Below are 5,238 nucleotides of genomic sequence, written 5' to 3' on the forward strand. Positions count from 1 at the left end.
TGGGACTTCCAGGCGAACGTGGACGGCGCACGGATCGCTTTCGAGAACCTCAAGCCCGTGCTCGAGCTGAAGGACCCTGAACTGGCCACGTCGCTGGAAGAGAAGTTCGCCGCCCTGCAGGCCGAACTCACCCAGCATGCCCGCGGCGACGGCTTCGTATACTACGACGAACTGGCCCCTGAGCAGGTCCAGAAGCTGGCCGCGCTGGTGGATGCCCTGGGTGAGCCGCTGTCCAACCTCACGGCCGCCGTCGTCCTGTGAGCGGCTGCCCTTTCAGCGGGGGCCAGGCCGGCCCTGCCGGAGACGCCGCGGCGCCTTCCCCGGCAGGTGATGCGCCGGCGTCGCGCCTGTCCCGCAGGGGCCTGCTCGCGCTGGCCGGCGTGGGCAGTGCGGGAGCCGTGGCCGGTTTGGCTGCGGGCCTGCTCACCCAGGACGCCCTGGCTGCGGTGGCTGCCCCTGCCGACGCCGGGACCGGTGATGTTGTGCCCTTCCACGGATCCACCCAGGCCGGCATCACCACTGCCGCCCAGGACCGCCTGCACATGGCCGCGTTCGATGTCACCACCGAGGACCGGGCTGCCCTCATCCGCCTCCTGAAGGACTGGACGGCTGCGGCGGAAGCGATGACTCTGGGCCGGGAAACCGGAGCAACGGGTGCTGTGGACGGCCCCTATAACGCCCCGCCAGAAGACACCGGCGAAGCGCTGGGCCTCAGCGCTGGCAAGCTCACCGTGACCTTCGGGTTCGGAGCGGGCCTGTTCGAAAAGGACGGCAAAGCACGCTTCGGCCTCGACGGCCGGCGGCCCGACGCCCTGATCGACCTCCCGCATTTCCCCGGCGATGACCTCCAAGCGAACCGCAGCGGCGGGGACATCATTGTCCAGGCCTGTGCGGACGATCCGCAGGTCGCCGTCCACGCGATCCGCAATCTCGCCCGGATCGGCTTCGGCACAGTCCGGGTGCGCTGGTCCCAACTCGGATTCGGCCGCACCTCATCGACGTCCCGTAACCAGCAGACGCCGCGCAACCTTTTCGGCTTCAAGGACGGCACCAACAACCTCAAGGCCGAGGACACGGACCTGCTGAACGAACATGTCTGGGCAGGCCCGGGCACCCGTGGCGGTGAAGCCTGGATGGAGGGCGGAAGCTACCTGGTGGCACGCCGGATCCGCATGCACATCGAAATCTGGGACCGCACGTCGCTCAGGGAACAGGAACAGCTGATCGGACGGACAAAGTCCGAAGGGTCCCCGCTGTCCGGCGGCAAGGAGTTCACATCACCGGACTTTTCGCTGAAGGGCAAGGACGGTGAACCGCTGATCGGTATGGATGCGCACGTCCGGCTGGCACACGCGGACCAGAACGACGGCGTGCGGATGCTCCGCCGCGGCTACAACTACACGGACGGTTCCGACGGGCTCGGACACCTGGACGCGGGCCTGTTCTTTATTGCCTTCGTCAAAGATCCACGCACCCACTACGTCCCCATGCAGATGGCCATGGCCAAGCAGGACACACTTGCCGTGGAGTACCTGGAGCACACCGGCTCGGCGCTGGCAGCGGTGCCTCCCGGCGTGCAGCCAGGCGGGTTCATCGGCGAAGGCCTCTTTACCTGAGTCAGTCGCGTGGCTGGCAGGACCCTGCCGGACCGTAGTGCAGCCAGCCCGGCAGGGCGGCCTTGAACGCGTCGCGGATGGCAGGGGTGTTGGTGACGGTCCAGTCCACCCTGCCGGTGACGTCCGGTTCTTCCCTGTCCCATTCGAACCAGGTCAGCATCTTCAGCTGAGGGAAACGTGCAGCCGTTGCCTGGCCGAAGACCTGGCCCCACCAGGCCTGCTTGATGGCAAGTTCGTCCGCTCCCCCGGCGCCCGGGACAAAGAGTGCGGCGGTCTCCGTGATGGCGACGGGCTTGCCGTGGGCCACCCCGTAAGCCTGGTAGAAGTCCGGAAGAAGGGCGTCGTCAGGGCTGTCGCCTACGTAGTTTCCGGTGAGCTGATCCGCGAACTTGTTGGCCTCCGGTAGTTCGTTGTCGCCCCAGGGGTAGACGGTTCCCCAGTGGTACAGGGACATGCCCGCCCAGTCCACGGCGTCGTCCCCCGGGTAGTAAGGGGCGTAGGGGTCGTCGCCGGTGGTCAGGACGCCGTCCGCGTCGGTATCCAGCGCGGTGAACTCCGGGGTCCCGGCCTTGGCTTCGAACTGCCCGCCGGGGTACGGATACCCACCGCCATAGCTGGGCGCCCACATCATCGCCGAACCCGGAGCACCCGTGTGGACGGCGTCGGCCAGAGTCCGGAAAGCCGCAATGTACTGGGCCGGCTGCTGGGACCATGGCTGCCAGGTGCCGTTCATTTCCTGGCCAAACCGCACGATGACAGGGACGCCGTCGTTATTGAACTCCGCGAGATCTGCCGCCAGGGCCTTCGCGGAATCGGGCGTGACCCCTGAGAGCCCGTTCAAGGGCTCCAGCGTCAGCAGCATCATGTGGCCGTGGGCGCGGATCTGCACAATATCGCGCTGGAGGATGGCCTTGTCCTCCTGGTCATAGGGAAAGTCGGAGGAAAGGACGGTTACCGCTGGTTTATGCCCAAGCTCGAAGGAATATTGGGCCAGGGCCTTGGCATGCCAGTCCAGGTTCACACCAAACAACTGCCCGCTTGCCGGCACCAACGACGCACGGTCCGCCACCTCGCACACCGGACCTGTGGGGACGGGTTTCCCGGCCTGGCCCTGCTGTTGGTTGTGGCCTTGCGAGCTTGCGGACAGGCTGTTGAAGACCGCGGCTCCGCCAACGACGGCCGCGATGATTCCTGCGATCGCCAGGGCCTGCCGGAACTTCGGGGAGCCCTTCCCCTGCCTGCCGCCGTTACCTTGCTCCGCAGTCACCGTTGACATCCGCGCCACCCCCAACTGGCCAGCCATTCGTCGATCCTCATTTCCGGACATGCCGGCATTGGGCAGATTACGCCGGACGAGCCCGGCTTTCCAGAGTCTCTTGCCACTATGGCTTGAGTCCTTTCCTGCCGCCTTCCTTGTGGGTGACGACCGGCATGCCAAGACTCGCATATAGTAAGGGGGCTTATGATCTGAGATATACAGTGTGCCGCAAATGCATCGGAAGGAACGCGTAGTGGCGGAATCGCAGAGCTCCATCAGCAGTGAAGTGCTCGGCGAACGATACCGGCTGGGCGAGGTGATTGGCCGCGGTGGGATGTCCTCCGTCTACCGGGCCAAGGATGAAAATCTGGGTCGGGACGTAGCGCTGAAGCTCTTCGCACCCCAGCCCCACGACGCGGACGAACTCAAACGCCAGGAAGCTGAGATCATGCTGCTGGCAACCCTGAACCATCCCAGTCTTGTCACGTTGTTCGATACCGGCATCGACATCCGCATCCCGGATGAGCCCCGGCCGTTCCTGACGATGGAACTCATTGAGGGACAGGATCTGCGCAGCCGGATCCGACACAGCGCTGTCCCGTTGGACGAACTCGCCGTCATCGGAGCCGGGATCGCTGACGGGCTCTCCTACGTCCACGGTCTCGGGATCATTCACCGTGATATCAAGCCCGGCAACATCCTCTTGGTGCAGACCCGCCCCGGGGAACCGGTGCGGGCGAAGGTCACCGATTTCGGTATCGCACGAATCGCCGATTCAACACGCCTCACGGTCACCGGGGCAATGGTCGGCACCGCGGCGTATCTCAGCCCCGAACAGGCCATGGGCTCCCCACTGAGTCCCGCCACAGATATCTATTCGCTCGGGCTGGTCCTGCTTGAATGCATCAAACAGGCAACGGAGTACCCCGGCAGCGCTGTGGAATCCGCCGTGGCCAGACTTTACCGTGCACCGACCATTCCCCAGGACCTTCCAGCCGGGTGGGCCGACCTGATCCGCTCGATGACCGCTCTGGATCCGCTTGAACGCCCCAAATCCGCCGACATCGAGGCGGCCCTGCGGCAGGCCCTTGTCTCCCCGACATCCACCCCCGGTGAACTTGCACGCGAAACCATCCGCGTACTGCCAGCCAGGCCCTTCAGGGCGCCATCTATCACTGCAGGACCGCCCTCCCCCAACTGGTCAGCCAGCCCAACCAAAGGACACTCCAAGTCCAGTACTTCCTCCGAGGCCACCCAATCCTTGGCAGGAGCCGACGCACCCAAGCCGGGCACTCCTCCAGAAACACGCCGCCCCTCCCGGAAGGGACAAAAGCTGGCGCTCCCCATGGCCATCCTGGTCCTCCTTGGACTGGCAGGAGGAGTAGTCGCACTTACCGCAAGCCAGGCCCCTCCGTCCCCTTCCGGCGTCGCGACCTACCCCGTGGTCACCGGCACACTGGGAGACCACCTCCAGGAACTTCAAAAGAGCGTGCAACCATGACCGGCCGTCACTCCCGAGGTCAGCGCTCCCGGGCACACGGAGCCCGGTTCGCCGCAGCCCTTTTGCTTGTGTGCGGACTCGTCGGCTGCGGTGTCTCCGATTCCGGGCTACAGCGCGACACCGCCCACCGCCTCCAGGAACTTGTGCTCGGCGTGACCCAGGCTGCGGCCATGAATGACCACGCCACCGCGCTCACACGTCTGGACAACCTGCAAGCAGAAGTTGAATTGGCAGCCCGCAGCGGCCGTATATCCGAGGACCGGCGCCGAAGTATCATGGCCAACGCGGCCGCACTGCAGGCCGATCTCGCTGGCCTTGTTGACGCCGCCGCTGAGGCCGCAATGGCTGCTGAGAAGGCGGCTGCTGCCGCCGCCGCGGAAGCAGCCGAGGTCGAGAAAGCCAAAGCTGACGCCGAATCCGCGACGAACGCTGCACTGACACAGGAAGGCACCGCACCAGCCCAGGTGGCCCCTGCGCCGCCGCCCGCCCCTGAGCCGCAGCAGGGAAAGGGCAACGAGGGCAAGGGCAAGAACAAGAACGATTGACGGGACCATTCTGGTCATGGCGAATGCCCACTTCTACTGGTGGACCTCCACGTAGAAAGCCACCAAGTGCCCCGGCCAGTTCCCAAATCTCTCAAGTCCCAGCTTCCGAGGCGTGAGGGTTGAGCTCGCCTTTACCGTCGCCATTCCGCGTAGCGTATAAGCACCTTCACCGGGCATTAACTCGGGCGGGGTATACGGGAATCCGGGAATGGCGGAAACACGCGGTTACTGAGATGGCCCAAGTGCAGCGGCGAGGCGACCGGTGGACGACCGGCTTACGGGCGCCACCACATCGCTAAAACTGAGGTTGGGGCACCC

At 65.3% G+C, this 5,238-nt stretch carries 5 protein-coding genes; 4 read left to right on the top strand and 1 reads right to left on the bottom strand.

Going from position 1 to position 5,238, the window contains the following annotated elements; all coding sequences use genetic code 11:
- Together DBR22_RS24725 and efeB are read left to right on the top strand one after the other, a co-directional pair.
- Window positions 1–261: imelysin family protein (locus tag DBR22_RS24725; protein ID WP_308810234.1), on the top strand; the 261-nt coding region annotated here is incomplete at its 5' end.
- On the top strand, window positions 258–1,616 hold the full coding sequence (efeB, locus tag DBR22_RS17810) for an iron uptake transporter deferrochelatase/peroxidase subunit (RefSeq protein ID WP_108600115.1): 1,359 nt from the start codon (window positions 258–260) through the stop codon (window positions 1,614–1,616). The genes DBR22_RS24725 and efeB, both read left to right, overlap by 4 nt.
- A gap of 1 nt (window position 1,617) precedes the next feature.
- Here efeB and DBR22_RS17815 read toward each other — a convergent pair whose 3' ends face one another.
- The gene (locus tag DBR22_RS17815; protein WP_258229275.1) at window positions 1,618–2,919 is read right to left on the bottom strand and encodes a glycoside hydrolase family 26 protein; all 1,302 of its coding nucleotides are present in this window, start codon (window positions 2,917–2,919) and stop codon (window positions 1,618–1,620) included.
- A 187-nt stretch (window positions 2,920–3,106) separates the two neighbouring features.
- Here DBR22_RS17815 and DBR22_RS17820 point away from each other — a divergent pair, with 187 nt between their 5' ends.
- Together DBR22_RS17820 and DBR22_RS17825 are read left to right on the top strand one after the other, a co-directional pair.
- Window positions 3,107–4,375 (top strand): serine/threonine-protein kinase, encoded by a 1,269-nt coding sequence (locus tag DBR22_RS17820; RefSeq protein ID WP_108600116.1) that lies wholly within the window; start codon window positions 3,107–3,109, stop codon window positions 4,373–4,375.
- The gene (locus tag DBR22_RS17825) at window positions 4,372–4,920 is read left to right on the top strand and encodes a hypothetical protein (protein WP_108600117.1); all 549 of its coding nucleotides are present in this window, start codon (window positions 4,372–4,374) and stop codon (window positions 4,918–4,920) included. The genes DBR22_RS17820 and DBR22_RS17825 overlap by 4 nt, the downstream gene beginning before the upstream one ends.
- Window positions 4,921–5,238: the final 318 nt, after the last annotated feature.

Source organism: Arthrobacter sp. HMWF013, from assembly GCF_003061105.1.
In the GTDB taxonomy this organism is placed as follows: Bacteria; Actinomycetota; Actinomycetes; order Actinomycetales; family Micrococcaceae; genus Arthrobacter.

Excerpts from the sequence above, each read along its gene's own strand:
- DBR22_RS17815 (WP_258229275.1), bottom strand. The coding sequence starts at position 2,919 with ATGGCTGGCCAGTTGGGGGTGGCGCGGATGTCAACGGTGACTGCGGAG.
- DBR22_RS17820 (WP_108600116.1), top strand. The coding sequence starts at position 3,107 with ATGCATCGGAAGGAACGCGTAGTGGCGGAATCGCAGAGCTCCATCAGC.
- DBR22_RS17825 (WP_108600117.1), top strand. The coding sequence starts at position 4,372 with ATGACCGGCCGTCACTCCCGAGGTCAGCGCTCCCGGGCACACGGAGCC.